The following is a 24,762-nucleotide window of genomic DNA, read 5'->3' as shown; positions in this document are numbered from 1 at the left end:
TTGGCGGCCGGTTGCGATTGTGTACCTGTCATTCATGTTTGCGAGATTTGTGCACAGCCAATGCGCTGTGGGATGATGAACTACTACTGGAGGCGACGCGACGCTAATGGCTGATGTGAAGATAACCGTAAGAATGAATGGTCCCTACCGGGTGGAAGCTCCCGAGGGTGCGATCGAGTTGGTTGACGCCAACGGAAATGCCTTTGACCTAAGCACCAAGTTGAAGGAAGGTAAGTTGGCGTTTTCGCTCTGCCGTTGCGGCGGGTCGGTAACTAAACCGTTTTGCGACGGCACTCACTCCAAGACTGGGTTCCAAGGTGCTGAGCTGGCGGTGAAGACAGCGGACGCACAATCAGACCCAGGTGTTCCCAAAGTCTAGGCTACCCAGGTCTCGAAATGCGTGGGACCTGGGGCAGGCATTGCAGTTCTCACAAGATTGCTAGCTGCTGATCGCTAACTGTTCCTTCAGCTGAAAGCCGCTGATTTGCTTCTGCATCATCTGAGCGGCCAAGTCCAGGATGCGGCGGGCAGCCTCCTCCGGGCCGATGCCACGAGAGTGAAGGTTGGAGATCAGGTTTCGATCAGCGTCCGTGTGGTCGTGCCGAGGACGGTAGGCGAGATAAGCAGAGAGGCTTTCAGCAGTGGCCAGCCCCGGCCGCTCGCCGATCAGCAGCACTGCGACTTCCGGTGACAGTATCTCTCCCACTACGTTCAGAATTCCAACCCGGCAATGGCGGACAACGAACGGCTGCCCCACCGTCCAGCCGCGTTCTCTTGCGCCCTCCTGCACACGCGGCAAAAGGCCTGGTACCTGGGCAGAGACGGCGGTGACTGACAAACCATCGCCGACTATGATTTGAAATTGTTTGCCCGACTGGCAGCGACTGCGGACGAGTTCGCGCGCCGAATTGCTGAGCCCTCGCCCCAAGTCCGGGCGGAGCAGGTATTCCTGCTTCGACGTGGCGTGCGTCGAAACTTCAAACAGCTTCCATCGCTCTATAAAATCCCTGCCCAGATCGCGGTTCAGATCAAGTTCGGCTTCGACGGCGTCGCGGGCGGCAGCATGCGCCTCGCGCAATTCCATCTGAGTCGCAGTGCGATACGCCGCTCCGGCACGGCCCGAGAGAATCCGGGCAGGGGTGCGATCACGAATTCGGCGGATAAGCTCTGGCCAGATCTCATTGCCATCGCGGGGCGAATTTCCCGCGAGCTGTCCCGGTTTGGGGTCGGGTTTCTCCGCCATTCAGACAATTTTCTCCAGCGACGATTCCAATCCATGCATCAACTGCCGGCGGGCTGATGCATCGAGCAGCGCGGGATCGCGATCCCGATAGATGCCCATCGCTTGAAGCCATGCCAGGAACTCCGGAGCAGGACGCAGGTCGAACAGCCGCCTGACCGCTAGCGCGTCGTGGTAGCTGGTGGATTGGTAGTTCAACATCACATCATCGGAACAGGGGACACCCATGAAATAGTTGCAGCCGGCTGCGGCGAGCAGCATGAGCAGGTTGTCCGCGGAGTTCTGGTCGGCGGCGGCATGGTTCGTATAGCAGACGTCGCATCCCATGGGCAGCCCCAGCAGTTTGCCCATGAAATGATCTTCAAGCCCCGCGCGAGTGATCTGGCGCTCGTCGTACAGGTATTCGGGACCAATGAAGCCGACGACACTGTTAACGAGGAAGGGCTCAAACACGCGTGCCAGGCCGTACGCGCGGGCCTCAAGCGTCAATTGATCCACGCCGTGATGCGAGCTGGAAGAAAGTGCGCTGCCCTGGCCGGTTTCAAAATACATCACATTGGTTCCTTTCCAGGGTACATTGCGTTTTTGATGATGCTCCAGAGCCGCCTCCCGGCCTTCGCGGAGGATCTCGAGGCTGACTCCAAAGCTGCGGTTCGCTGCCTCCGTCCCGGCGATCGATTGAAAGAGGAGATCGATGGGGGTTCCGCGCTCAAGGGCTGCCATCTGAGTTGTGATGTGAGCGAGACAGCAGGTTTGAGTGGGCACGCGGTATGAGTCCACTAACCGAAGCAAAGCATTCAGAATGGAGGAAACGACTTCCACCGAATCGGTGGCCGGATTCACGCCGATTACAGCATCGCCGCATCCGTAGAGCAGTCCTTCAAAGGTGGTGAGCAGAATTCCGCCCAGATCATCCGCCGGATGGTTCGGCTGAATACGGATTCCCAGTACGCCGCGCCCGCCCATGGTATTGCGGCAGCGCGTGACATTGCGAATCCTGGCCGCGGCCAGAACGAGATCTTTGTTGCTCATGATTTTGGCCAAGGCGGCGGCAATTTCAGGAATCAGGACCCATTGGAGGCGGTGAAGGTCGGCTTCTGCGGTTGCGTCATCGAGGATGTACTCGCGCAGCTCGCCGACAGTCATGCTGCGGATTGCCTGGAATGCCGCGCGATCGTAGGTCTCGAGAATCAGGCGGCTCACATCATCTTTGTCGGGATCGATCAGAGGTTGATTCACGATCTCGGCCAGGGTCAGATCGGCCAGCTTGCGCTTGGCGGCGACCCGCTCGCGTTCCGAATTGGCGGCGAGACCGGCAAGCTGATCTCCTGACTTCTCCTCATTGGCTTTCGCGAAGAGCTCGCGGAGATCGGAGAAGACGAAGCTGTGAGTTGGTGACATGCCGACCGGCTGGTGGCTGATGACAGTAGCATCAAACCGCCGCACACGGAAGATAGCGCAGCTTCCCGTGCGTCGATAGTGTAAAGAAGGGGCGCCGGCGCGCCCCTCGCTTCACCAATCCTTGCGCAATTTATCGTGAGCTGTGGAACCCGCCCACGCCACCGTGGAATCCGCCGCTAAATCCAGCCGAAACGTGCGGAGCCGGAGCGTGTGGCGCCGGCGGATGGAAGTTACCTGCTGGTGGATGGAAGCCAGCTGCCGGCGGAACCACTACCCGATGATCGTGTCCGTAGTACGGGCCTGGCCGGTAATAGTGATAGCGGTAGTAAGGGCCGTAATATCCGAAGTAGCCGTAGGGTGCGCCATAGACTGCCCAGGGCGAGTAGAAGCCCCACCCGAATGGGCTATAAAGGAGTCCGCTGCCAGGGATAAATGTGTAACCACCAAACCACGGGTCCCAGTACCAGCCGGAGACAAATCCCGTAGTCGCATAGCTTGGCGCTAACTGAACGTTAGCCTCAGCCAGATAGGAGGAGCGCAAGCTGCTCCAGCGATACAGATCATCTTCGCTGGCATATTCCTTCTTGTCGAACTTCTTTGCCTTTAGGGATCCACCCGCATTCAGATCGAGTTCGTGTCCGCCTTTGACGTCGATCTGCTTGCCGTCCTCGCTAACCTTGGCCTGGCCATCAAAAACACGAATCTGTGCCTGATCGGCGTTGAAATCGTAAACACCTTTCTTCAGCAACTGAGCGGTGACGTTGTCTTCCGTCACCTGGAGATCGTTTTCATTGTGAATCTCGGCCACCTCTACTTCGGCGTGCCCTTTCTCGAGTTCCACCCTGGTATTAGTCAGACTGGGAGAGATCATCTTCACGGAGCTGTTGTCGCCCAGTCTCAGGAACACCCCTGGGGTCAGCAGGACTTCTGCTTTCCCGTTTTCCGTGCTCAGTACCTGCCCAGGCTCCAGTTGGGTCGAGCCGACGGCTTTCGCGTCGAGGGTTTCTGTGCCGATCAAAGTCTTACCCTCTGTGTAATTCAGAGTTCCTGGACGCCCTGGGATTGCACCAAATGCTGGCACAGTCAGAAGAGCTGCCAGGAAGAAGCTTGCAAAGGCTCCAAACCATGGCCGCTTCATAGCTTTTTGATCACCTCTAACCAATTAGATGCAGCGTTGAGGAGGCAAGTCGCGGGGCGCGTGGATGGCGGGTGCAGCGCTGTAAGTAACTACCTGCCCAGCTTAGAGCTGCATTGCACGGCGCGAAGGTGGGCTACCCCACTGATGACACAGAGACTTTCTGGTAGCTCACGATTACGCTGACTGCTGACTGCAGAGTGCTGATGGCTGAGTGCTCAGTGAATCGTTTTGGTCTTACGCGACATGTAGTCCATCAGCAGGTACTGCCCGAGGGTATAAGGGGTAGTGAAGTAGGCTTTTCCGCGGCACATTTCTGTGACCTTCTGCACAAACTGTACTAACCCGTAATCAGAGGCAAGCATGAAGGTATTGATCATGACCCCGGCGCGCTTGCATTTGGAAACTTCTTCCAGTGTTTGGCTGACGACCAATGGGTCCAAACCAAAGGCATTTTTATAGATGCGTCCGTCTTCAAGGGTCAGCGCCGACGGTTTGCCGTCGGTGATCATGACGATCTGCTTCATGTCTTTGCGCTGGCGCTGGAGGATGCGCTGCGCCAGCCGCAGACCTTCGCGAGTATTCGTGTAGTAGGGTCCAACTTTTACGCGTGCGAGTTGCGTCAGCGGAATCTCCTCGGCGGAATCGTGGAACAGGATCAGCGAGAGGGAATCTCCGGGATATTGGCTGCGAATCAGATGCGAAAGCGCCATGGCGACTTTCTTAGCCGGGGTAAAACGGTCTTCGCCATAGAGGATCATGGAGTGCGAGCAGTCCAGCATCAGCACGGTGGCACAAGAAGACTGGTATTCACATTGGTGGACCTGCAGGTCAGAGTACTCGATATTCAACGGCAGGGTGAGGCCCTCGCGCTGGATGGCACTGGAGAGCGTGGCGGTGATGTCGAGGTTTAGAGTGTCGCCGAATTCATATTGCTTAGCTGCGCCGCTGGTCTCAATTCCGGTGGCCAGGTCGCGGGTGTCGTGACGGCCGAAGCTGGATTTGCCCAATGAGCCCAGCAGATCGCGCAAAGTTCGATAGCCGAGAAAATCCAGGCTCTTGTCGGTAATTTCAAAGCGCGCCTGCGATTGATTCTGGCCGATTTGCCCACCCGCCCCGGCTTCGCGCGAAGGATCAGGCGGCTCATCCACGCTGATGTAGTCTTCCTGCTGCATCCGCTGAATCAACTGCTCGATCAACTCGTCGAGCTTGCCTTCCATTTTCATCTGCTGCAGTTGTTCGCGCAGCTCTTCGTCGAAAAGATCGCTGTTGAGCAGCGCCTCCTCCATGGCGCGCTTCAGTTCCTCCATAGTCTGGCCAAAATCCTGCATGTCGTAAAAGCCCATGTAGGAGTTCTGGAACCCGCTTTGCAGCAGGTAGTCAGAGAGAGCGTTGAGCAAGTCCTCCATGCTCATCTCGGAGGCCGGATCAGGAACGTATTTAGAATAACGAACGCGCTTCATATCCAATTACCGGAGGACTTCTATGATTCACGATCCCACCCTCCGTCTAAGAATGGCGGAAGAGCAGGCGGCCCAACCGTTTGAATCCCAGGTTAGCCAAAAGAGGGCTAACGTGGGGCACCCGCGCCCTAGCATCACTAATTGAACGGCCGCCGCGGGCGGAACGGCGGTTCGTCGGTACGCAACCGTTCCTGCTCGGTTCGGCGCGGTTGCCGTTCACCCGCCGTGAATAGCCGCTCTTCACTGCGACCGATCCGCTTGTGGGCGTACAAACCCTCAAGAACGAATTCCGCAGCCGAAACCTGTAACTCGGGCGGGTCTTTGGGTTTCACACCCAGCGGGGCCAACCGCTCCATCAATCCCTGAATATTTTTGATCGTATCCAGCACTTCAGCGGCAGAGGCAGTGTCCTGCATTTGCACCGATCCACCCAAGTCGAACCATTGGACCACCTGCTGCAGGTTTGCGCCGTGGAAGTAAGCGTCGAAGGTGTTGGCCACCGCGGTTCGGATCAGCTCCCGCACCACAGTATCGGCTCCCTTGACCTCACCTTCGTATTCCAACTCCAGCTTTCCGGTAATGGCCGGCATGGCCGCGTAGATGTCCCCGATGCGGGGAACCACGATTTCTTCTCTATTCCGGATACTGCGGCGCTCGGCATTGGAAATCACGTTCTCCATGCAAGTGATGGGGAGGCGCTGGCTGACCCCGGAGCGCTTGTCGATACGCTTATCTTCCCTGGCGGTAAACGCGATGCGCTCGATCACCTCCTGCACGAACTTTGGCACCTCGAGCATGTAGCTGTCGCGCTGAACCCAGGCTTCCTGGGCGGTGATGGCTATGCCTTCATCCACAGTGGCCGGATAGTGCGTGCGAATTTCGGATCCGATACGATCTTTCAGGGGAGTAATGATCTTCCCGCGAGCTGTGTAGTCTTCCGGGTTGGCACTGAACACCAGTGCCACATCCAGCGGCAGGCGCACCGGATAGCCCTTAATCTGTACGTCCCCTTCCTGCATGATATTGAACAAGCCGACCTGAATTTTGCCCGCCAGATCAGGCAACTCATTGATCGCGAAGATACCGCGATTGGCACGCGGCAGAAGCCCATAGTGGACGGTAAGCTCGCTGCCTAATTCATGCCCGCCGCGAGCCGCTTTGATGGGATCGATATCGCCAATCAAATCGGCAATGGTCACGTCTGGAGTGGCCAGTTTTTCAACATAACGGGCTTCGGGGAGCAGGTAGTCAATGGGAGTCGCGTCACCTTCCGCCTCTACCAGTTCGCGGCAACGGCGACAGATGGGAGCATAGGGATTGTCGTGGATCTCGCATCCCGCGATGTATGGCATCTCGGGATCGAGTAAACCGGTGAGGGCGCGCAGGATTCGGCTCTTGGCCTGGCCGCGGAGGCCGAGAAGAATGAAATTGTGCTTTGAAAGAATGGCGTTCACGATCTGAGGAACGACCGTGTCGTCATAACCGACGATGCCTGGGAAGACACTCTCGGTGTTTTCCTCGCGGAGCCTAGCTATGAGGTTCTCTCTCAGTTCGTCTTTTACGCGGCGCTTGCGAAGCCGGGCTTCGCAGAAATTGCTGTGGCGAAGACCACCAAGTGTCCGAGGGAAACTCATATGGGAAGGGGACCTCACTCCGATCACGTCTTGGGCGATTATACCCGCATAATCCCAACATCGTGTGATGCAGGTTTTCGATAGGAGGGTGGAGCAGCGCAAGGTATGCGAGCGGAACGGGAGCCCAATCTAACCAATCGGGCTAGCGTCCTTGGCTCTCTTTGACCTAGCAGTCAAACGCGAGGTGGTAGAGCGGTGACGCCGGCGCTACGCTCTGCCGCCCCTTCGGGGCGCGATTTCTGGGTCTCTCACTTGGCTGAAAAAATCAGTTCTCACGACACTGTAATCATCCCAGTTCGTCCAACATCGACTGCATTTCTGATTCAGCGTGGCGATTGCTGGTCCGCCGAGCGCAGGAGAGGCCATCGGCGAGCATCTGACGCGCCTCCTCGGTGCGATCGGCTTTCATCAGCGTCTGCGCAGCCATAAAGTAGCCGTTGGTGTAATCAGGATTTGCCCTGAGCAGCGAAGAAAATTCGGCGAGGGCCGCCTCAATCTCACCCCGGCCGGAGTACTCCGTTGCCAGCGAGTAGCGGGCAAAGGCGTTGTTGGGATCCTGCGAGAGGATTTCTTTCAAGCTGGCAATTCGATCCATGGCTATTGTGGTTTCTTGGGCTCTTCGGTGGCCGGCCGGACTGATGTTCCCCATGGCCTGGCAGCCATGCGCAAGCGACGGATCTCTTCCATGCGCTCACGAATGCGCTTCTCGAGTCCCTGGTCGGACGGCTGATAGTACTGCCGGTCCCGCAGGTTGTCGGGCAAGCACTGCATATCAGCTACTTTGCCCTCCAGGTCATGAGCATACTGATATCCCTTGCCGTAGCCGATCTGCTTCATCAGCGGGGTCGGTGCATTGCGCAGATGCAGGGGAACTGGCTGCGCCACCGTTTGTTCCACATCTTCGTGAACCCGGGCATAGGCTTCGTAAAGCGAATTGGATTTGGGGGCCAGCGCAAGATACACAACAGCTTGCGCCAGGGCGAGGTCCCCTTCAGGCATACCGATGAAATCAACCGCGTCCCGTGCGGCAACCGTGATTCCTAGTGCGCCCGGGTCAGCCATGCCGATATCTTCCACCGCCATGCGAACTACGCGACGAGCGATGTACAGGGGATCCTCTCCCGCTTCCAGCATGCGAGCCAGCCAGTACAGGGCCGCGTCCGGATCGCTGTTGCGCACCGATTTGTGCAACGCGGAAATCAGGTTGTAGTGTTCTTCCCCTGCTTTGTCATACAGCAGGACGCGCTTCTGGAGGGCATTCTGGACGATCTCGTCGGTGATGGTGGGCTTGCCGTCGGCTGCGTTGCGGGCGAGAGTCGAGGCGACCTCCAGCACGTTGTAGGCGGCGCGAGCATCCCCACTTGAGTAAGCCGCGATACGCGCCAGAATTTCGCCGGAAGCTTCGATGTTCAAATCCCCCAGGCCACGTTCACGATCTTCGAGTGCCCGGCGCAGGAGGAGCACGATCTCGTCTTCTGTTAACGGCTGAAGCACGTAGGTCCGGCAGCGCGAAAGCAGGGCAGAGATGATCTCGAATGAGGGATTTTCAGTGGTGGCGCCGATCAGGCGGATGTTGCCTTTTTCGACGTGCGGCAGAAAGGCGTCCTGCTGGGCCTTGTTGAAGCGATGAATCTCGTCGATGAAAACGATGGTGCGGGTTCCGTACTGCCTGGCCTTTTCAGCGTCGGCCATTACTTGCTTAATTTCCTTGATGCCTGCGAGCACGGCCGAGAATTCGATGAACTCGGCGCGCGTGACGCGGGCAATGATGTGCGCCAAGCTGGTTTTACCGACACCGGGCGGACCCCAGAAGAGGATCGACCCGAGATCATCGCGCTCGATTTGTACGCGCAACGGCTTTCCCGCAGCCAGCAGGTGTTGCTGACCGACGAATTCATCCAACGAGCGCGGGCGCATGCGGTCGGCCAGCGGCCGGGTCTTATCCACCGCTTCAGCATCACCGGGAATTGGTTGAAACAAGCTCATGCATCGGTTCTCGGGCAAAAAATGTGGCGATTCTGTCGAGGCTCCGCCTCGACCTTCCACCCCAGGCAAAAAACGGCTACGATGTGGCACCCTCCAGTTTCTTTCTCTGTCGTGCGGCCTCATACAGCACAATTGACGCCGCCACGCCGGCATTCAACGATTCTACGCGCTCCGACTGGGGAATACGCACCAGTTGCTGCATTTGAGCCATGTAGGCGCGCGGGAGACCAGTTCCTTCCCCACCGATGAAGACAGCCAAAGGCCCGGTGAGATCAACGGCATCGAGATCCTCGCCTTTGTGCGATGTAGTCGCGACTAATTTGATGGATTTTTCCCGCAGGCGGCCCAAATCCTCCTCGGACCAATCCAGAACAGGCAGCCGAAAGAGCGATCCGGCCGACGCCCGGATGACCTTGGGATTAAATCGTTTCACCGTTTTCTCAGCCGCCAGCAAGGCATCGGCGCCAAAAGCTTCGGAGGATCGAATGATGGTACCGAGGTTCCCCGGGTCCTGGATGCCAACGGCGCCCATGAGGAACGGAACGGGGCGCGCCAGCACCTGCTCCAGCTTGTAATCTCGTAAACGTACAAGCGCCGCCACGCCCTGCGGAGTTTCGGTGTCCACCGCACCGTCAAAAACATCATCGGGGAGCAGCAGCGTGTCCAAGTGAGTGGACAATTGCGGCAACAAACGTTCCGCCTGTTCGTGTGCTGATTGGCGAAAAAAGACCGCCTTAAAGCGCAAGCCGCTGCGGATCGCCTCCTCGATCAGCCGGATGCCCTCGATGGCGCAATAGCCGTCGGATGTGGTCTCCGCCTGCTGGAAGGCGTGGCGCAACTCTTTGACCTGAGAATTCTGGCGGCTCGTGATCTTCCGCAGGCGGTCTAGCTCGGAGCTTGGCATGTAGGGAGGTGCTGCCGCTGTTACCAGGCCATCATACGCCGCGAGTCGGAGCTTTCCGATTCAACAGCTTTAGCCTGTATTTATCATTGGACATAGTGGGTGGAGCAGGGCTTTCAGCCAAGCATTTCCACCGCGGAGAATTCGGGCTTCAGCCGCTGAGGGACACTTTGCCTGCACTGCGCCTGCTTTCCTTCGGGGCGAAAGATTGTGCGTGAGAACTCTGTCGTGCCTAATGGCACTCACAATTTTTTTCGATTTCCCCGGCTCACGCCGGGGCTATGCTCTGCCGCCCCTTCGGGGCTGGATTTCTGGCATGTCTGGGACCACTTGACTCGCCCAAAAGCAGTTCTCACGTACGCCCTGAAGCCCCGATTTTTTGGATGTTGATGCAGGTCTGAAGGCCTGGTTCACGTATCGTGTGCCCTCAATCTTCACCATGCTCTCTTGCTCTAAACCCGAGTGATATGTTAGTTTTCGCCGTTTCTGGACAAGGTTGGAAAGGAAACCGGGTTTGCGCGCGGAAATCATCAAGATTCACCAGACCGCTCCGGAACCCTCGCTCATAGCCTATGCCGCCGAGAAGATTCGGCAGGGCGAGGTGCTAGGGATGCCCACGGACACGTTTTACGGACTGGCGGCCGATCCGCTCAATTTGCGGGCGGTTGATCGCATCTACGAAATCAAATCGCGCGGCCGTCACAAGCCGCTCTCTCTGCTCATCGAAAGCATTGAGCAGGCCGAGGAATTGACGCGTCCTCTACCGGAAGAGTTCTATGCGCTGGCGCGCAAGTTCTGGCCCGGGCCGCTGACCTTGATTGTCAAAGCATCGTCGCGGCTGCCGCTGAAGGTCACGGCCAATACCGGCAATGTTGCGCTGAGAGTGCCGGCAGCGACGATTCCGGTAGAAGTAATCCGAATTTCCGGCCTGCCTATTACCGCTACTTCAGCCAATCTGAGCGGGGCAGCGGAATGCACCACAGCGGAAGCGGTGCGCGAGCAACTCAAAGACCGGCTCTCGATTATTCTCGATGGCGGCCCCTCACCGCGCCACGTGCCCTCGACCATCGTTGACCTGAGCGAAGATGGGGAATGGCGAGTGCAGCGGGAGGGCGCGATTCCTACCCAGGAGATCGTCAACGCGCTGGGTCAGGCCTTTAGCGAAGGATGACCGCAGTTCCTCCTCCTGTTGATCGGCCTGCGAGGCAGCGCACGACCGCGGCTCTCCTGGTCGTGGCCCTTCTTGTGTTTGTGATCGCAGCCGGACTGGTGCGAATCGCTTCGCTGATCTCGCGCCAGGCGGGGCAAAACGAGATTCGCCCCGCAGATGCCATCGTGGTCTTCGGGGCAGCGGAGTATTCAGGGCATCCTTCGCCCGTCTATCGTGCACGCCTGGAGCACGCCTTTAGCTTGTTTGAGAAGGGAATCGCACCCGTAGTGATTACGACTGGGGGAGCGGCCGAGGATCCAACCTATAGCGAAGGTGGCGTAGGGCGCGACTTCCTGGCCCGCCGCGGCATTCCTGACGTTAATCTCATTGCCGAGACCCAAGGTGGAAATACCGCGGAATCGGCGGCGCGGGTTGCGGTGATCATGAAAGCCAACGGCATGCGGACCGCCCTGGTGGTTAGCGATGCCTACCATATCTTCCGGATCAAGGCCATGATGGCGAAGGAAGGAATTGAAGCCTATGGCGCGCCTCGGCCGGACTCGCTCCCTCATTCTCCCTGGGGCCGGATAGAAGGGGTGGTTCGGGAAGCGATGAGCTACTCTCTCTGGAGGCTGCACATCACGTAGATTGCGAATCCGATTCGTAGCTGGGTGGTCCGCCGTGCACCTTTGTTTGGCAGAGGGATTCAACATCGACGCGCCTTCCGCAGCGGTCATTGCTTGCGAGCCAAGGACAAGGGCATATATCCGGGTCCGCGCAGCGGCCTGCCCCCGACTTTCCCCGTGAGCTTTCCATCGACCAGCGAAAGGACACCGTTGACCCAGACGTATCGCACACCGACCGAGGGCCGGTTGGGATCCGTATACGTGGCAACGTCGTTGATCTTCTCCGCATCGAAGATCGTGATATCTGCAAAATATCCCACGCGCAGCAACCCACGATCAGTGAGCCTCACCCGCTGAGCGGGAAGGGAGGTGAATTTGCGGATCGCTTCCTCCAACCTCAGCACATGCTGCTGGCGAACGTAAGTGCCGAGAATGCGTGGGAAGCTGCCATAGGCGCGCGGATGCGCGTTTCCCTCTGACAGGGGACCGGTCGGGCTCACTTCCCCGTAGTCGGTTCCGACGCTCACCCAAGGCTGCTGCATCGCCAAACGTAGATCGTCTTCATTCATGACGAAATAGATGGCACCGGTGTTGTCGCGATCGGCGATGACCAGATCCATGAGTGCGTCGAGGGGATCCTTATGATCCATCTCTGCAATCTGTGCCACGGTTTTTCCCTGATAGCGCGCCAGCGACTGATCGAGCACTGAATTCACCAGAATCCGCTCGGGGCCGGCCAGGAGCCACCAGTTTTCAAACGAAGTCTGCGAATTTGAAAGATCATTACGGATGGCGTTGCGTTGCTTGGGATCGCGCAACCTGGCCAGGAAGGCATCGGTCCCGCCGGCATGATATTGCGGCGGAATGGTGGCCCCTAGAGAGGTGGCGCCGGCCAGATAGGGATACTGATCCGCGGTGACATCAATCCCCTCTGCGCGAGCCTTCTCAACGGCTGCCACCACGTCCTGCATCTTTCCCCAGTTCTGCTTGCCGGAGACTTTGAGGTGAAAGATCTCAACCGGGATGTGAGCCTCTCTTCCGATCCGGAATGCCTCTTCCAGTGCCTGAGGCTCAAGATTGCTTTCACTGCGAATGTGGGAAGCATAGATGCCGCCATAAGCAGCTGCCACTTGCGCCAGAGCGATCAACTCATCCGTGCGCGCGTAATTTCCTGGGGCATAGATCAGCGCGGTGGAGAGTCCCATAGCGCCCTGGCGCATGGCAGCTTCCACCAATTGCTGCATGCGCTTCAGCTCCTCAGGCGTAGGGGCGCGATTCTCCCGGCCAATTACCAGCTCACGCACTTGTGCCGCACCCACATAGGTGCCAATGTTTATGCCCGAGCCTTGCTGCTGCAGCCTGCGAAAGTAGCCGTCGAGATCGCGCCAATCCACCTGCAATTTGAAGTGTTCGAGAAAGTCCTTGGCAGCGGCAATGGTGGCATCGTTTTGCGGCGCGATCGACTCACCTTCGCCGGTAATGTCCGTCGTAATTCCCTGGGTCAGCTTGCTAAAAGCGCCCCGGTCGATGAGTAAGTTGACTTCCGACTGTCCCAGCATGTCGATAAAGCCGGGCGTCACGACCAATCCTGTGGCATCGATGGTTTGGCGGGCGGTAGCGCCTTCAGGTGCACGGCCGACCAAGGTGATCCGGTCGCCTTTAATGCCTACGTCGGCATAGGTCCAGGGGTTGCCGCTGCCGTCGATGACACGGCCATGGCGAATGAGGGTGTCAAATTGCTGAGCAAACCCGCTTAGTGTCAGCAGGAAGAGTAGAAATGCAAGGATCGATTTGTGCATGGGAGATTTTCAGAGCCCTCAATGAAACAGTCTGGCGAGTGCGAATCCGACCACCGCCGCCAGCGTTGTGCCTGCGAAGTTCACAGCATTATTGCCGATCACGGAACGGCGCTCCAGGGTAGCGCCCAGGTAGCTATCAGCGGTCGTGCCGATCATAGCAGCCCCAGCAACCACGATAACGGCACGAAAGGGAATCGTCGCTGCGGCTGCGCAGATGCCTGCAACAACCAATGCAGCGAGCAGTGCGGAAAGTGTCCCCTGGGCGCTGACTGCACCGTTGGTTCCGACAGGAACAGCACGAAAATCAGTGATCAAATAAGCTTGCTCGCTTAGCGCCTCTCCACATTCGCTGGATGCGGTATCTGCTGCCGCTTCCGCCAGAGCAGACACCATCGCGATAAGCCAGGGTTGAAGCGGGAAGGCGAGCGCCAGCACTGCACAAGCTGCGGCGGCGCCCAGATTAGCCCATACCTGAGCCGCCGAGCGGCCTTGTTTGCTCTCTGCGATCCCGAGCTGCTGTTTGCGAGCATAGCCAAGGCGCGATGAAACGAAGGCGAGAACAAATACCGACACCAGCCCGAGGAAACCGCCACTCCCAGCACCCAGGTAAAGCGTGAAAGCTATCATGGCTCCGGCGATGGCGCCATTGCGCGTGACGCCACGCAGCCAATATGCCGAAATGGCAAATACCGCAGTCAGCAGGGCCGCCGGTATCCAACGCGCACGCAGTGAGCCAGCGATCAGGCTGGGCTGACCTGATGCAAGGAGCACGCTTGCTGTGTGGATGAGCCGCACGGAAGCGGCATCGTATCAAACCACGAACCTACCATGCCTTTCCTGGGAGAACTAAGCTGAAGGAGATCGATCAAGCTATTTGTATTGGAACATTGGGGTCCGCAGGTTGATAACAAAAGCGAGTCCTTTCGTGCCTTCCTTCATCTTTTAGTTCGTCTTACTTGGCGACCACTCGCGTGACATTTTCGGGGTCTTGGATCGGAGATGGCGCCAGCCGCAACCCCGTTCGCTTAGGAGCAATGAATGGCACGAATGAAGGCAGCGCAGATAGCAACTCCAGGAGGCGAGTGGCAGTTAGTGGAACGCGAAATTCCCGAGCCCGGCAGCGGGCAGGTCCGGATCAAAGTGGAGGCTTGCGGCATTTGCCACAGCGACATGGTAGTTAAGGAAGGCATCTGGCCGGGCCTACAGTATCCACGCATCCCGGGACATGAGGTGGCGGGTAGAATCGATGCCATCGGCAAGAATGTAGAGGGATGGCTTAAGGGCCAGCGTGTGGGCGTGGGATGGCACGGCGGTCACTGCTTCCACTGCGAGGCTTGCCGCCGCGGCGATTTCATTCTCTGCCAGTTCGAAAAGATTACAGGTGTTTCTCACGACGGCGGCTACGCCGAATACATGATCGCTCCGGCGGAGTCGGTGGCTGCCATGCCGGATGAGCTGGGGGCGGAGGAGGCCGCTCCGCTGCTCTGCGCTGGGATCACAACCTTCAATGCGCTGCGTAACGCCGGCGCCAGGGCCGAGGACCTGGTAGCCATCCAAGGCATAGGGGGATTAGGCCATCTCGGCATCCAGTTCGCCAGCAAATTGGGATTCACCACGGTGGCTATCGGCCGGGGAAAAGATAAAGAGCCCCTGGCGCGACAATTGGGCGCGAAGCACTATGTCGATAGCGCCGTCGATGTGGCAGGCCAGCTTAAACAACTTGGAGGCGCGCGAGTCATCCTGGCGACCGCGCCTGACAGCAAAGCCATCAGTGCTTTGATGGATGGTCTCGGCCTTAATGGAAAGCTTTTGATCGTGGCGGTGCCCAACGAGCCCCTGGCTGTAAACCTGCTTCCGTTGATTCTGGGCAGACGCTCGATTCAGGGGTGGCCCTCAGGCACGGCGAAGGATTCAGAGGACACGCTGCAATTCAGCGCGCTCAGCGGAGTTCGCCCCATGATCGAGCGATTTCCTTTGGAGCAGGTGAGCGAGGCCTATTCGCGCATGGAGCGCGGACAAGCGCGTTTCCGGGTGGTTCTGACGATGAAGTAAGAACTTGATTTCTCCCGACAAAAACGTTTTCCTCAAATCAGCCATTGGCAGCCGTGAGCGCTCAACGATATGCTTGAGCGCTTAGAGGAAGACGCACCTTTGGCCTGTCCCTATTTTGCTCCCACGGAACGGTTCGATGATGCCGGTTGGGTTCACCCGCAGAGACTGCCGCTTGGAGCCGGCTTCAGAGGGCGGTGCTGCGCTCCAGAACATGATGGATCCGTTCCGACTGATGAGGCGCTTCGCAGCCAATGCAATCTTGGGTATGCCCACCAGTGCGGCTGGCTTCCCGCGGAACGCTTCGCCGATGCCGTGCGTTTTTCTATTGCCCAGGATCGCGACCACCAAATTGTGATCTGCTGCGTCTGCGAGCGCAATTACCTGCCCGGCGGAAACAGTTCGCTGCGATACGATACGCAAAGGCGTTATTGGCCGGTGAGCCATCACAACCCGCAAATTCAGCGGCTGGCGCAATGCTTCCTGCAGGTCTACCTCGACCGGCGAGCGATTGGGGTGGAAGCTACACAAGAGCGAGAAGGGAGTGACGAAACGAATGAGCTCCCCGGGTGAGGTTCTGCTGCAACCGCGACCGATCCGCGAGTCAGCCTCCGAGATGGTGGAAATTGTATTACCCAACGATGCCAACCCTCTGGGCGCGCTGCTTGGCGGGAGACTGATGCACTGGATCGACATGGCTGGTGCACTTGCGGCTCATCGTCACTCGCGCAATTACGTAGTCACCGCCTCTATCGACCACCTGGATTTCCTGACACCGGTGCATGTGGGCGACCTGGTGATTCTGCAGTCGCAGGTGAATCGCGCGTTTCATACTTCGATGGAAGTGGGGGTAAAGGTGCTGGTGGAGAACTACATTACCGGAACGCGCCAGCACGTCAGCTCGGCTTATCTGACGTTCGTTGCCATCGATAGGCATGGCCGCCGGCTGCCTGTCCCTGCGGTTATTCCGGAATCCGGTGAAGAAAAACGGCGCTACGAGGACGCCGGCCGCCGTCGGCATTTGCGAGAGCAGGAGCGCGCCCGTAAACAGGACCAGAACTCTGTGCGCGCGTGAGGGTCTCAAACGAGCGCAGCGCGACGTGCATTAGTGTGCTTTTGCAGATTCTGGTGGGCATGCCGCGGGCCTTGAAAAGCCGCAAGTGCTGCCTGCCCCAGGCTGATCCCACCGTCGTTGGGGGGCACCGTGTGATTGGTCCATACCTGCAAGCCCGCGTTCTGGAACAGCTCCTTCAGATCCAGCATCAATAACTCATTCTGAAAAACGCCGCCGGACAGGACTACAGTATCCACCTGGCAGTCCCGGCAGAGCGTTGTCGCGGCTCCATGCAAGCCCTGGGCTATAGCTCGCTGGAAGGAGCGCGCGATTCGAGTGAGAGGTCGTCCTCGCAGGCGGTCCTTGATGACAGCAGCGAGCAGTGGCCTGAAGTCCAGCCCGGCGTCCGCAAATGGAAATGGATACGGCTCTGCGTGTCTGACCTGGCGCGCGAGATGTTCGAGCCACATCGCAGCCTGCCCTTCAAAAGTGATTTGGCGACGGAAGCCAAGCAGTGCCGCCGCGGCATCAAACAGCCTTCCGAAGGAAGTTGTGCGAAAGCAGCGCACATTACGGCGAATCAGGTTCTGGGCATCGTGATAACGGGCAGGGAAGGCGAACGGCCTGAGCGTGAAGTCCCGTTCGTGGTCCAATTGCGCAAGAAAACCCGCCGCAGCCTGGACCGGAAACTGCGCTGCGGCATCTCCACCGGGGAGGAAGGCAGGCCGAAGGTGAGCCACCCGCTGAAAACCTTCCGCTATGCTGCCGACGAAGAATTCGCCGCCCCAAATCGTGCCATCGTCTCCGTAGCCTGTGCCGTCCAAACTCACTCCCAGCACGCGTTTTTGCCACTCGGCGCGCTCTGCCAAAACCGACGCAATGTGTGCACGATGGTGCTGCACGGATTGTCGCTCTGCCGCCGGAAGTCCGAGTGCATGCTGAGTCGAAAAATACTGCGGGTGTGAATCGTGCACGACCAAAAGGTTTTCGCGACGCACCTCATACATCGCAAGCAGGTCTTCTATAGTGGCATGAAAAGCACGGCGTGCCTCGTAGTACTCTAAGTCTCCGATATGATGGCTGACGAATGCCTGGCCGTTCACTACCAGGGTGATGCTGTTCTTGAGATCGGCACCTACGGCAAGGATGGGACCTTCAACCGGTAAGCTGGCGACTGCGCCCGGGGCGTATCCGCGAGAACGGCGGAGGATGACAGGGCCAAAGGCGCCGGCGCGAGCTACCGAATCGTCCACGCGGCGGGCGATAGGACGCTCGCCGATCAGGAAGGCGTCGGCGATGCCGCCGAGTTGATCAAGCGCATCACGATCCTGATACGCGATCGGCTCGCTGGAGCGGTTGGCACTGGTCATCACGAGGACATCGGGAGCGCCCGCGTCGAACAGCAGGTATTGCAATGGGGTGTATGGGAGCATCACGCCCAATCCGTCATTATCTGGAGCGACTTGAGGAAGCCTGGTTTTCGCGCCGGCGAGGACAATAGGGCGGGCGTTGGATTTGAGTAGCAGTTCTGCTTCAGGAGTAAGGTCGATCAAGGTGTTCGCAACAGCAAGGTCTTTCGCCATCAGCGCAAACGGCTTCTCCTTGCGGAACTTTCGCTCACGCAGACCGTCCACGGCCGTGGCGTTTCTTGCATCGCAAGCCAAGTGATAGCCGCCAATTCCCTTCACCGCGACAATCATGCCTCGCCGCAGCAGATCTGCTGTTTTTCGAATAGCTGCATTACCACTTAGCGTTTCACCTTTTTGCTGCTGCAAGAAGTAGTCTGGCCCACACTGGGGACAAGCTACAGGCTGAGCATGGAAGCGCCGGTTGCCGGTGTTGTGATACTCGCGACTGCAGAATTGGTCGAGGGGCCAGGCCCGCATGGTGGTGTTGGGCCGATCGTAGGGGAGAGACAGCACCACACTGTAACGCGGTCCGCAGTCGGTGCAATTGATGTAGGGATAGCGATAGCGTGGATTGGCAGGCTCGAAGAGTTCGCGCAGGCAAGCATTACAGACCGGTAAGTCAGGCGAGATGTGCACCGTAGGCCGGTCTCGCCGTTGGCTTTCACGGATTGTGAATTCCGACAAACCTGCGGCTTCTGTTTCACGCGATTCGATGCCTGCAATGCTCGCGGCGGCTGGGGCTTCGGTGGCCAGATCCTTCAGGAAGGCACGCAATCCCGCATCACTGCCTTCCACATGAATCTCGACTCCATCCCCGCCGTTCAGCACCCAGCCGGTCAGCGCATGGGAGTGGGCCAGGCGGTAGACGAAAGGACGGAATCCCACGCCCTGGACAACCCCGCGCACGCGGATGGAGAAGGCAGAACTCATATGACACTTAAGTGCACAACCGCGCCAGGGCAGCCCTCGCAGGGATTCTTTTGCGAAAATCGCATCCCTCAATCTGACGAGTTTGCATCTTCCACAGCCTCAACAAATGCGGGGCAAAGGATCACCGACCAGCATGTCCACCACCCGGCTGCCGCCATATGGTGTGGTGACCAAGACGGCGGCGGCGGGCTGTTCATGAATTTCACCGATCACCCGGGCTTCTTCCCCGCCTGGTGTCTGATGGAGGGCGTTCAGAGCCCGCTCTGCATATTTCGAGGCAACCACCGCGAGAAATTGGCCTTCATTGGCGATGTGCAAGGGGTCGAGTCCCAGCAACTCGCAGGCGCCGCGAACCGCATCCCGGACCGGCAGCGCAGGCTCGAAGAGGTGGATACCCAGACTGCAGTCGCGCGCCAGCTCATTTAAGGAAGTAGCGACGCCGCCGCGTGTCGGATCCCGCATCCAGCGAATGCCCGGGCCCGCGGCTCGAACCATAGCATCTACCAGAGGAAATACCGAGCGCGTATCTGACCGCAGATCAGCCTGGATGTCGAGTTCTCCGCGTGCGAGCAAGATGGTAATGCCGTGATCCCCCATGCAGCCGGAGAGCAAAACTTTGTCGCCCACCTGAACTAAGCGCGGGTCAATCGTCACGCCGGGCAGAGGTGATCCGATTCCTGTGGTGGTGACGTACATCTGGTCTGCCTTGCCATGTTCGACTACCTTGGTGTCGCCGCCCACGATCTGAACTCCTGCCCGCCGAGCGGCTTCTGCCATGGCGCGAACCTCGGCCTCCAAAATTTTCGTAGCTAAGCCGGCCTCCAGAACAAACGTGACTACTATGGCTTCGGGTCTGGCGCCCGCGACTGCCAGGTCATTGATGGTGCCATTGATTGCGAGTTCGCCGATGGAACCGCCGGGAAAACACAATGGGCTGACAACGAAGCTGTCTGTGGTCACGGCGATCCGTGTTCCATTGACCGCAACATGTGCGGCATCGGCTAAGGGCTCCGAGGGAGAATGCAGGAGGAGTGGGGCGAATAAGCCTTCAACCAGCCGTCGGGTGGCTGTGCCTCCGGCGCCATGAGCCATTTCGATCTGCGGGTCGCGAAGAAGAACGGCGAAAGATGGGCTGGAGTCTCTGGCCTCGGACTTCAGGCCGACTGGCTCGGAATGCTCACCATCGCCTTTCGGTGTTCGTAGCTGTAACACGCTGCGCAAGCTCCCTCCGAGGACACCATGAGCGCTCCCAGGGGATGTTCTGGGGTGCACTCCTGGCCGAATAATTTGCACTGCACGGGCTTGAGGACGCCTTTCAGCACCTCGCCGCATTGCGCTGCTTTGGGATCAGTGACGCGCAGACCCGGTATATGGAAGCGCCGCTCGGCGTCCCAGGCAGCATAAGAATCGCGAATGCGCAATGCCGATTGGGAGATCAATCCAATGCCTCGCCACTCGAAATCGGGCCGCAGCTCGAAGACTTCCGCCATCACCTGCAATGCTGTGCGATTTCCCTCCCAAGGCACCGCTCGTTTGTACTGGTTCTCTACCTTCGCTTCGCCGTCGTTGAGTTGGCGGAGGATCATTACGACAGATTCAAGAATGTCCAGAGGCTCGAAGCCGGAAATCACGACCGGCTTGCTTTTATGCTTAGCAATCCATTCATACGCCTGACAGCCAATCACCGTGGAGACATGGCCGGGACCGATGAAAGCATCGAGTTGCACGTCAGCAGAATCGAGGATGGCCTGAACTGCGGGCATGATGGTGACGTGATTGCAGAATACGGAAAAGTTGCGGATACCCTCAGCCTTGGCCCGCATGAGAGTGAGCGCGGTCGAGGGCGCGGTGGTTTCAAAGCCGATGGCGAAGAACATTACGTGCCTGTCTGGATTTGCGTGGGCGAGGGTCAACGCGTCGGAAGGGGAATACACGATGCGCACATCCATGCCGCGGGCTCTGTGTTGTAGCAGGCTCCCGCGTGTGCCAGGGACTCGCATCACGTCACCGAAAGCGGCAAAGATAACGTTCAAGTCTTCGGCGAGGGACAAGCCATCGTCAATCCGGCCCATGGGGAGCACACATATGGGACACCCGGGGCCGTGGATGAACTCGATGCTTTCTGGAAGTATGTCCTTTAGACCGAAGCGGTAGATAGCATGAGTGTGGCCGCCACAGATTTCCATGATTCGGTAATGACGGGCAGGATCAGCGAGGCGGCGAATCTCCCCGGCAGCCTTGTGGACGACCTCTGCGTCGCGAAACTCATCAACAAACTTCATTCTTGCTGCCCGTACGCCCGAACCTCACGGATCGCCTGCTCCGCTTCGCCGAGCCTAGAAAGAGTGAGCATCTGCTCAAGTGCCTCTTGCTCGCTGACCTTACTAATCGCGAAACCCACATGGATCAGGACCCAATCACCGAGTTGGGGCATCTCGTCTTGCAGCAATCCAAGGTCGACTTTGCGGCGCACACCTGCGACCTCGATCGTTGCTAAGCGCGATCGCTCGGCGATCTCAACAATCTTGCCGGGAATAGCCAGGCACATGCGGCGCTCCTGTTGTTGATCTTATCGATAACTTCTACCGGAGCGTTGTGACCTTCATCACTGAACGAGTTGCGAAGCGGTCAAGGTCTGCCAAGGGCCCGGGCGGATTGATCTACAGGGCTTTCTTTGCTCAGGGGAAAATAGAGGCCGAATGGTTACGGTCAGGTTACTACTGGTGAGAATACGACCCGCCGAAACGCTCTTTCCTGTGGTTTAATCATTGGACCGCAATTTGTTAGTGGAATAATACGCAAGACCGTCGCTTGAATCCGGTCTTTGGTTAGATAAGCATTTGGCGCATCTGCGGGCGGGGGACTCATTGCGATCGAGTGCGATGGAGTTCGGGCGGAGCCTCCTCACTCGCTGCCGTAAGTAGTATTGAATCATGGAGATACAAATGGTACTCGGTAGTCGGAAATCCTGGGTTCTGCTGGCTTGTGCGGTGTTTTTGTTGGCGCTGGCTTCGTCTTGTAGCGGCTTCTTCGTTGACCCGCAGTTGACTTCCATCACGGTATCTCCGCCTAGCCCTTCGCTCTTGAAGGGCGGGACTCAGCAATTTTCCGCTTCTGGAGTATTCGATAATGGCCAAACCAAGACCCTTTCCGACATCACCTGGACTTCGTCGAATCTGCAGGTGGTGACAATCAGCAGTACCGGATTGGCGACAGCGGTAGCGACTGGGTCGGCAACCATCTCGGCGACTTCAGGTGGGATTACCGGCTCAACGACGGTAAGCGTTGTCAGCTCGCCGCTGAATTCCATTCAAATTTCACCCCAGAACCCGTCGATCAGCCTGTCCAGCCAACCCACGCAGCAGTTTTCAGCTGTTGGAACGTTCAATGACGGGACTACCAAAGATGTGACCTCTTCGGTGACATGGACATCTTCCAACACCGCGGTGGCTACGATCACCACCAGTGGCCTGGCGCAAGGCGTAGCGTCTGGGAGCACTACCATCACGGCTTCGTCCGGCACGGTGACGGCGTCAACCACTTTGCAGGTGAATCGCTGATATTGTCTTTTGGAGCCTGCCAACTCTCAGACGGCAGGCTCCTGGAAGAAGCTGCGAAACGCTTCTAAGATCCGCGTGATCAATTCCGGATTCAGGGATTTAGCGGTCGCCAGTCCGTGCCCTGCACCTTCTATTTCCAGCAGCGTGGTTCGAGCGGGAATCAGCCGGAGAGCGCCTCGGAGTTCCTCCAGCGATCCAAAGGGGTCGCGCGAGCCGTGAACAAACAGCAGGGGAGTGTGAAGTTGAGGAAAGTGGGCGACGCGCAAATCTGCAGGTCGTCCGGGTGGATGCAGCGGATACGACAACAAGAGCAGACCGTCTGCAAGGCCTGGCTTCTCTGCTGCCAGCATAGTTGCCTGCCTGCCGCCGTAAGACTGACCTCCCAGGAAGGCGCGGCCTGGCTGTAACTGCCGGACTGCTTCGAGCGCGCGATGCAATCCCTCCCGATCCTTAGCGGCGGTAGCCGGATAAGGAGATCCCTTAGGACGCGCCTGGCGAAAGGGCAGATCGCAGCGTAGAACCAAAAAACCCGCCTCGGCGAACGCCCTAGCTAGAGCCACAAGTAGGGGGCTTCGGCTATTCCCACCAGCCCCATGAGTGAGAACCAGGGATGCCCCCGCGGAAGCAGCGGGGTGATGAAGGAAACCACGAACGGCGGGGTCGCCGGAGATGTCGGAAAAAGGCTCAATACCGGGAACAGGCGGCATGACTGTGGCTCACGGTCAGCAATATCCATCCGACCATACCAGACTCGTCAATGAGCACGGTTCAATTTCTAGAGGTCTCGGCCTCTATAATCCTTTGGCCGTTTCTCAGCACGGGAGGGAGACTTGGCCTACAACGACCTGCGGGAGTGGATCGCGGCTCTCGACAAAGCCGGTGAGTTGAAGCGCGTTAGGACGGAGGTTGATCCGCATCTGGAAATCACCGAGATCACCGATCGTGTCTCGAAGAGCGGGCGAGGAGTTCAGGCAGGAGGTCCGGCGATCTTATTCGAAAACGTCAAGGGATATGGCGGGCAAGAAGTCCTGATCAATCAATTCGGCTCAACCCAGCGTATGAAACTGGGGCTGGACGTCGATTCGCTGGATGAAGTCGCGGAGCGGATCAAGCTATTCATGGATGTGAAGAGTCCGGAGGGCCTCCTGGACAAGATCAAGATGCTTCCCATGCTGGCCGAAATGGGGAAATTCTTTCCGAAGACAGTCAGCAGTGGTCCTTGTAAGGAGGTCATCAAGCGCGATGGATTTTCTCTGCTCGATTTTCCAGTTCTGAAATGCTGGCCCAAGGATGGTGGCCGCTTCATTACCTTGCCGTGCGTGATCACACGCGACCCCGCAACTGGAAGGCGGAACGTGGGCATGTATCGCATGCAGGTCTACGACGCTACTAGTGCCGGCATGCATTGGCAGCGGCAGAAAATTGGCGCGGAGCATTATCGGGAGCGAATGCGGCAAGCCGCCGGCAGTGCAGACAGTCGCTCGGCTGGGGTAGATATCATGGCGCGAAGCAGCGGTGGATCGCGAGTTGCGGATGGTGGTCAACCAACAGGACGCATGGAGGTGGCCGTAGCAATCGGAACAGACCCCGCACTCACTTTTTCTGCCATTGTTCCCGCACCACCCGATGTCGAGGAGTTCCTGGTTGCAGGCTTCCTGCGGCAAAAGCCGGTGGAGCTGGTGAAGTGCGAAACGGTGGATCTGGAAGTACCCGCCTCTGCGGAGATCGTCCTGGAAGGCTATGTGAATCTGGACGAGCTGCGTATGGAGGGACCCTTTGGAGATCACACCGGCTTTTACTCACTGGAAGATTCGTATCCGGTTTTTCATGCGACCTGCATTACCCATCGCCGGAATCCGATCTATGCCACAACGATTGTGGGCAAACCGCCGATGGAAGACGCCTACATGGGGAAGGCAGTGGAACGCATCTTTCTTCCGTTGATGAAGCTTACCATTCCCGAGTTGGTGGATGTGAATCTGCCAGTCGAAGGCGTGTTTCACAACCTGATGATCGTTTCTATCCGCAAGTCCTATCCCGGGCAGGCGCGGAAGGTAATGAACGCGATTTGGTCACTCGGGCAGGCGATGTTCACCAAGTGCATCGTTGTGGTCGACGAGGATTGCAATGTCCGGGATTCGGGTGAGGTGGTGTGGCGGGCGTTGAATCACATTGACCCAGAACGCGATATTCAGTTCACTCTCGGTCCCGTCGACTCGCTGGATCACGCATCACGCCTTCCCGACTTCGGCTCGAAGATGGGAGTCGATGCCACACGAAAGTGGCCATCGGAAGGCTTCTCACGTCCCTGGCCGGAGGAGATCACGATGGATAAAAAGGTCAAAGCGATGGTGGATGAGAAATGGAAAAAACTTGCAAAGGAGCTCGGAATGAGCGCCCAGTAAGCGCCCAGTAAAGGACGCCC

General features: G+C 58.2%; 23 protein-coding genes. 8 read left to right on the top strand and 15 right to left on the bottom strand.

Annotated elements, in window-relative coordinates:
- Positions 1 to 106: 106 nt before the first annotated feature.
- Positions 107 to 379, top strand: coding sequence for a CDGSH iron-sulfur domain-containing protein (locus VEG30_11370; protein HXZ80522.1), 273 nt, complete (start codon positions 107 to 109; stop codon positions 377 to 379).
- 60 nt (positions 380 to 439) lie between these two features.
- On the opposite strand, the gene eutC is transcribed toward VEG30_11370, so the two are convergent.
- The 8 genes from eutC to VEG30_11330 form a co-directional block, all read right to left on the bottom strand.
- Complete coding sequence (gene eutC, locus VEG30_11365; protein ID HXZ80521.1) at positions 440 to 1,243, bottom strand: ethanolamine ammonia-lyase subunit EutC; 804 nt, start codon at positions 1,241 to 1,243, stop codon at positions 440 to 442.
- Positions 1,244 to 2,641 carry an ethanolamine ammonia-lyase subunit EutB gene (locus tag VEG30_11360; protein HXZ80520.1) on the bottom strand — a complete coding sequence of 466 codons (1,398 nt, stop codon included), beginning with the start codon at positions 2,639 to 2,641 and terminating at the stop codon, positions 1,244 to 1,246.
- Positions 2,642 to 2,771: 130 nt separating this feature from the next.
- Positions 2,772 to 3,659 carry a FecR domain-containing protein gene (locus VEG30_11355; protein HXZ80519.1) on the bottom strand — a complete coding sequence of 296 codons (888 nt, stop codon included), beginning with the start codon at positions 3,657 to 3,659 and terminating at the stop codon, positions 2,772 to 2,774.
- A gap of 335 nt (positions 3,660 to 3,994) precedes the next feature.
- On the bottom strand, positions 3,995 to 5,239 hold the full coding sequence (locus tag VEG30_11350; GenBank protein ID HXZ80518.1) for a VWA domain-containing protein: 1,245 nt from the start codon (positions 5,237 to 5,239) through the stop codon (positions 3,995 to 3,997).
- 137 nt (positions 5,240 to 5,376) lie between these two features.
- Entirely contained in the window at positions 5,377 to 6,873 is a 1,497-nt protein-coding gene (locus tag VEG30_11345; protein ID HXZ80517.1) for a magnesium chelatase, read from the bottom strand.
- Positions 6,874 to 7,159: 286 nt separating this feature from the next.
- Positions 7,160 to 7,468: a tetratricopeptide repeat protein gene (locus tag VEG30_11340; GenBank protein HXZ80516.1), complete on the bottom strand. Its 309-nt coding sequence runs from the start codon at positions 7,466 to 7,468 to the stop codon at positions 7,160 to 7,162.
- A 2-nt stretch (positions 7,469 to 7,470) separates the two neighbouring features.
- Positions 7,471 to 8,859, bottom strand: coding sequence for a replication-associated recombination protein A (locus tag VEG30_11335; GenBank protein ID HXZ80515.1), 1,389 nt, complete (start codon positions 8,857 to 8,859; stop codon positions 7,471 to 7,473).
- A 76-nt stretch (positions 8,860 to 8,935) separates the two neighbouring features.
- Complete coding sequence (locus VEG30_11330; protein HXZ80514.1) at positions 8,936 to 9,763, bottom strand: RNA methyltransferase; 828 nt, start codon at positions 9,761 to 9,763, stop codon at positions 8,936 to 8,938.
- Positions 9,764 to 10,274: 511 nt separating this feature from the next.
- On the opposite strand from VEG30_11330, the gene VEG30_11325 reads away from it, so the two are divergent.
- Together VEG30_11325 and VEG30_11320 are read left to right on the top strand one after the other, a co-directional pair.
- Entirely contained in the window at positions 10,275 to 10,931 is a 657-nt protein-coding gene (locus VEG30_11325; GenBank protein HXZ80513.1) for an L-threonylcarbamoyladenylate synthase, read from the top strand.
- A complete protein-coding gene (locus tag VEG30_11320; GenBank protein HXZ80512.1) occupies positions 10,928 to 11,557 on the top strand; it encodes a YdcF family protein in 630 nt (209 codons plus the stop codon). The genes VEG30_11325 and VEG30_11320 overlap by 4 nt, the downstream gene beginning before the upstream one ends.
- An 86-nt stretch (positions 11,558 to 11,643) precedes the next feature.
- On the opposite strand, the gene VEG30_11315 is transcribed toward VEG30_11320, so the two are convergent.
- Positions 11,644 to 13,335 (bottom strand): D-aminoacylase, encoded by a 1,692-nt coding sequence (locus VEG30_11315; GenBank protein HXZ80511.1) that lies wholly within the window; start codon positions 13,333 to 13,335, stop codon positions 11,644 to 11,646.
- An 18-nt stretch (positions 13,336 to 13,353) separates the two neighbouring features.
- Positions 13,354 to 14,130: a DUF92 domain-containing protein gene (locus VEG30_11310; protein ID HXZ80510.1), complete on the bottom strand. Its 777-nt coding sequence runs from the start codon at positions 14,128 to 14,130 to the stop codon at positions 13,354 to 13,356.
- A 243-nt stretch (positions 14,131 to 14,373) separates the two neighbouring features.
- Here VEG30_11310 and VEG30_11305 point away from each other — a divergent pair, with 243 nt between their 5' ends.
- The 3 genes from VEG30_11305 (at position 14,374) to VEG30_11295 (ending at position 16,459) form a co-directional block, all read left to right on the top strand.
- The gene (locus VEG30_11305) at positions 14,374 to 15,387 is read left to right on the top strand and encodes an alcohol dehydrogenase (protein ID HXZ80509.1); all 1,014 of its coding nucleotides are present in this window, start codon (positions 14,374 to 14,376) and stop codon (positions 15,385 to 15,387) included.
- 69 nt (positions 15,388 to 15,456) lie between these two features.
- Entirely contained in the window at positions 15,457 to 15,957 is a 501-nt protein-coding gene (locus VEG30_11300; protein ID HXZ80508.1) for a hypothetical protein, read from the top strand.
- Positions 15,941 to 16,459: an acyl-CoA thioesterase gene (locus VEG30_11295; GenBank protein HXZ80507.1), complete on the top strand. Its 519-nt coding sequence runs from the start codon at positions 15,941 to 15,943 to the stop codon at positions 16,457 to 16,459. Before VEG30_11300 ends, VEG30_11295 begins: the two co-directional genes overlap by 17 nt.
- 5 nt (positions 16,460 to 16,464) lie before the next feature.
- Here VEG30_11295 and hypF read toward each other — a convergent pair whose 3' ends face one another.
- From hypF to hypC, 4 genes are all read right to left on the bottom strand, one after another.
- Positions 16,465 to 18,777 (bottom strand): carbamoyltransferase HypF, encoded by a 2,313-nt coding sequence (gene hypF / locus VEG30_11290; protein HXZ80506.1) that lies wholly within the window; start codon positions 18,775 to 18,777, stop codon positions 16,465 to 16,467.
- Positions 18,778 to 18,876: 99 nt separating this feature from the next.
- Positions 18,877 to 19,869, bottom strand: coding sequence for a hydrogenase expression/formation protein HypE (hypE, locus tag VEG30_11285; protein HXZ80505.1), 993 nt, complete (start codon positions 19,867 to 19,869; stop codon positions 18,877 to 18,879).
- 62 nt (positions 19,870 to 19,931) lie between these two features.
- Positions 19,932 to 21,059, bottom strand: coding sequence for a hydrogenase formation protein HypD (gene hypD, locus VEG30_11280; GenBank protein ID HXZ80504.1), 1,128 nt, complete (start codon positions 21,057 to 21,059; stop codon positions 19,932 to 19,934).
- Positions 21,056 to 21,325, bottom strand: coding sequence for a HypC/HybG/HupF family hydrogenase formation chaperone (hypC, locus tag VEG30_11275; protein HXZ80503.1), 270 nt, complete (start codon positions 21,323 to 21,325; stop codon positions 21,056 to 21,058). Before hypC ends, hypD begins: the two co-directional genes overlap by 4 nt.
- Before the next feature lie 397 nt (positions 21,326 to 21,722).
- Between hypC and VEG30_11270 the strand changes: the two genes are divergently transcribed.
- On the top strand, positions 21,723 to 22,337 hold the full coding sequence (locus VEG30_11270; GenBank protein ID HXZ80502.1) for an Ig-like domain-containing protein: 615 nt from the start codon (positions 21,723 to 21,725) through the stop codon (positions 22,335 to 22,337).
- A 26-nt stretch (positions 22,338 to 22,363) separates the two neighbouring features.
- Here VEG30_11270 and VEG30_11265 read toward each other — a convergent pair whose 3' ends face one another.
- A complete protein-coding gene (locus VEG30_11265) occupies positions 22,364 to 23,044 on the bottom strand; it encodes an alpha/beta fold hydrolase (protein ID HXZ80501.1) in 681 nt (226 codons plus the stop codon).
- Between the two features lie 123 nt (positions 23,045 to 23,167).
- Between VEG30_11265 and VEG30_11260 the strand changes: the two genes are divergently transcribed.
- On the top strand, positions 23,168 to 24,742 hold the full coding sequence (locus tag VEG30_11260; protein ID HXZ80500.1) for a UbiD family decarboxylase: 1,575 nt from the start codon (positions 23,168 to 23,170) through the stop codon (positions 24,740 to 24,742).
- Positions 24,743 to 24,762 lie beyond the last annotated feature (20 nt).

It is taken from the genome of Terriglobales bacterium (assembly GCA_035624455.1).
Classification (GTDB): domain Bacteria; phylum Acidobacteriota; class Terriglobia; order Terriglobales; family Acidobacteriaceae; genus DASPRM01.
Note: the sequence above shows the minus strand (reverse complement) of the source record. Positions and strands in the feature narration are given on the sequence as shown.

What these genes read in the sequence shown, in the direction of transcription:
- VEG30_11370 (HXZ80522.1), top strand. Translation starts at nt 107, where the DNA reads ATGGCTGATGTGAAGATAACCGTAAGAATGAATGGTCCCTACCGGGTG.
- eutC (HXZ80521.1), bottom strand. Translation starts at nt 1,243, where the DNA reads ATGGCGGAGAAACCCGACCCCAAACCGGGACAGCTCGCGGGAAATTCG.
- VEG30_11360 (HXZ80520.1), bottom strand. Translation starts at nt 2,641, where the DNA reads ATGTCACCAACTCACAGCTTCGTCTTCTCCGATCTCCGCGAGCTCTTC.
- VEG30_11350 (HXZ80518.1), bottom strand. Translation starts at nt 5,239, where the DNA reads ATGAAGCGCGTTCGTTATTCTAAATACGTTCCTGATCCGGCCTCCGAG.
- VEG30_11345 (HXZ80517.1), bottom strand. Translation starts at nt 6,873, where the DNA reads ATGAGTTTCCCTCGGACACTTGGTGGTCTTCGCCACAGCAATTTCTGC.
- VEG30_11340 (HXZ80516.1), bottom strand. Translation starts at nt 7,468, where the DNA reads ATGGATCGAATTGCCAGCTTGAAAGAAATCCTCTCGCAGGATCCCAAC.
- VEG30_11335 (HXZ80515.1), bottom strand. Translation starts at nt 8,859, where the DNA reads ATGAGCTTGTTTCAACCAATTCCCGGTGATGCTGAAGCGGTGGATAAG.
- VEG30_11330 (HXZ80514.1), bottom strand. Translation starts at nt 9,763, where the DNA reads ATGCCAAGCTCCGAGCTAGACCGCCTGCGGAAGATCACGAGCCGCCAG.
- VEG30_11320 (HXZ80512.1), top strand. Translation starts at nt 10,928, where the DNA reads ATGACCGCAGTTCCTCCTCCTGTTGATCGGCCTGCGAGGCAGCGCACG.
- VEG30_11315 (HXZ80511.1), bottom strand. Translation starts at nt 13,335, where the DNA reads ATGCACAAATCGATCCTTGCATTTCTACTCTTCCTGCTGACACTAAGC.
- VEG30_11305 (HXZ80509.1), top strand. Translation starts at nt 14,374, where the DNA reads ATGGCACGAATGAAGGCAGCGCAGATAGCAACTCCAGGAGGCGAGTGG.
- VEG30_11300 (HXZ80508.1), top strand. Translation starts at nt 15,457, where the DNA reads ATGCTTGAGCGCTTAGAGGAAGACGCACCTTTGGCCTGTCCCTATTTT.
- VEG30_11295 (HXZ80507.1), top strand. Translation starts at nt 15,941, where the DNA reads ATGAGCTCCCCGGGTGAGGTTCTGCTGCAACCGCGACCGATCCGCGAG.
- hypF (HXZ80506.1), bottom strand. Translation starts at nt 18,777, where the DNA reads ATGAGTTCTGCCTTCTCCATCCGCGTGCGCGGGGTTGTCCAGGGCGTG.
- hypE (HXZ80505.1), bottom strand. Translation starts at nt 19,869, where the DNA reads ATGGCTCATGGCGCCGGAGGCACAGCCACCCGACGGCTGGTTGAAGGC.
- hypD (HXZ80504.1), bottom strand. Translation starts at nt 21,059, where the DNA reads ATGAAGTTTGTTGATGAGTTTCGCGACGCAGAGGTCGTCCACAAGGCT.
- hypC (HXZ80503.1), bottom strand. Translation starts at nt 21,325, where the DNA reads ATGTGCCTGGCTATTCCCGGCAAGATTGTTGAGATCGCCGAGCGATCG.
- VEG30_11270 (HXZ80502.1), top strand. Translation starts at nt 21,723, where the DNA reads ATGGTACTCGGTAGTCGGAAATCCTGGGTTCTGCTGGCTTGTGCGGTG.
- VEG30_11265 (HXZ80501.1), bottom strand. Translation starts at nt 23,044, where the DNA reads ATGCCGCCTGTTCCCGGTATTGAGCCTTTTTCCGACATCTCCGGCGAC.